Raw genomic sequence first — 1,542 nt, 5'->3', positions numbered from 1 at the left:
TGAACCGACCCCCAAAAGTTAGACCAAAAATCTAACTATTGGGAGGTCGGTTTTTTCATGGCAAAATATAGTTTTGAATTTAAAATGGAGGTTGTGCAGGCATATCTAAATGCTGAAGGTGGGTATAGATATTTAGCAAGTAAATATAACATTCCTGCAAAGAGGAGAATTGAAGAATGGGTACACGCATACAGAGAATTTGGTGAAGAAGGGTTAATGCGTTCGAGACAAAATAAGAAATATACTTTTCAATTTAAGCTTTCTATGGTAGAATTGTATCTATCAAGTGAGGTCTCATATCAGGAATTAGCACTATCACAAGGAATTAGTAATCCATCATTGATTGTAAAATGGGTCAATGATTTCAGAATTGCCGGACCTGATGCTTTGAGACCTAAAAAGAAAGGTCGTAAGAAAACATTGGATATAAGAGAATGTAAAAAGCCTTCTAAATATGACGGAGAAAAACCCGTGGATACAAGTGCCGAGCATGTCAAAGAACTTGAAGACGAACTACTTAAACTTAGAATAGAAAATGCATATTTAAAAGAATTGAGGAGGCTGCGTTTAGAGGAGGAAACTCTTCTGAAAAAACAGCGAGAATTGTCCACAGTCTCCGAGGACAGTTCAAATTAAAAGACATTCTCGCAGTAGTCGGTTTTCCAAAGGCAACATATATGTATTGGCAAAAACGATTTGACAGAGAAAATCCTGATAAACAGTTGGAGGATGAAATCACTAAAATCCATATAGAAAACAAGGATTACGGTTACAGACGGGTATATAGAGAATTACGAAACAGAAAGATTTTTGTGAATAAAAAGAAAGTTCAAAGAATCATGCAAAAATTATGTTTCCAGGTCACATCATTTACTCGAAAAAGTCGCAGATATAATTCGTACAAAGGCAATGTTGGTAAAATAGCACCAAACAGAATTAACAGGCGATTTAATACATCTGTACCGCATCAAAAGATAACTACTGACACGACCGAATTTAAGTATTATGAGATTGACAACAAAGGCAGAATGGTAATTAAGAAATTGTATTTAGACCCATTTCTTGATATGTTTAATGGTGAAGTGTTAAGCTATGGTATAAGCAAAACTCCATCAGCGGCAAGTGTTTTATCGGCACAGAAACAAGCAATAGAAATAACATCTGATTGCCCATACAGAAGAACATTCCATTCAGACAGAGGTTGGGCATATCAAATGGGTGCATATTCCTCTGTTCTTAAAGAAAACAAAATATTTCAAAGTATGTCTCGGAAAGGAAATTGTTATGATAACTCTGTGATGGAAAATTTCTTTGGAATATTAAAGCAGGAAATGTATTATGGAACTACATATTACAGCTTTGAAGAGCTTAAAGATGCTATTGAAAGATATATAAAATATTACAACGAGAAAAGAATAAAAGAAAAACTTGGGTGGATGAGTCCGGTTGAGTATCGGCTCAACACCTTGGCTGCATAAAAATAGCGTAGCAGTCGTTAAAACTACTACGCTATAAAAAGTCTAACTTTTGGGGGTCACATCA

1 protein-coding gene is annotated in these 1,542 nt (G+C 35.1%); it reads left to right on the top strand.

Features of this window, described 5'->3' with window-relative positions; genetic code table 11:
* Nucleotides 1–57 precede the first annotated feature (57 nt).
* A protein-coding gene (locus LKE05_RS14045; RefSeq protein WP_303693311.1) for an IS3 family transposase occupies nt 58–1,478 on the top strand; the annotation gives its coding sequence in 2 pieces (ribosomal slippage) (nt 58–580 and nt 580–1,478; 1,422 coding nt in all).
* Nucleotides 1,479–1,542 lie beyond the last annotated feature (64 nt).

Origin of the sequence: Hominilimicola fabiformis, assembly GCF_020687385.1 — a bacterium.
GTDB classification, from domain to species: Bacteria; Bacillota; Clostridia; order UBA1381; family UBA1381; genus Hominilimicola; species Hominilimicola fabiformis.
The sequence above is the reverse complement of the archived record's forward strand: the minus strand, read 5'-3'. Positions and strand labels throughout refer to the sequence as shown.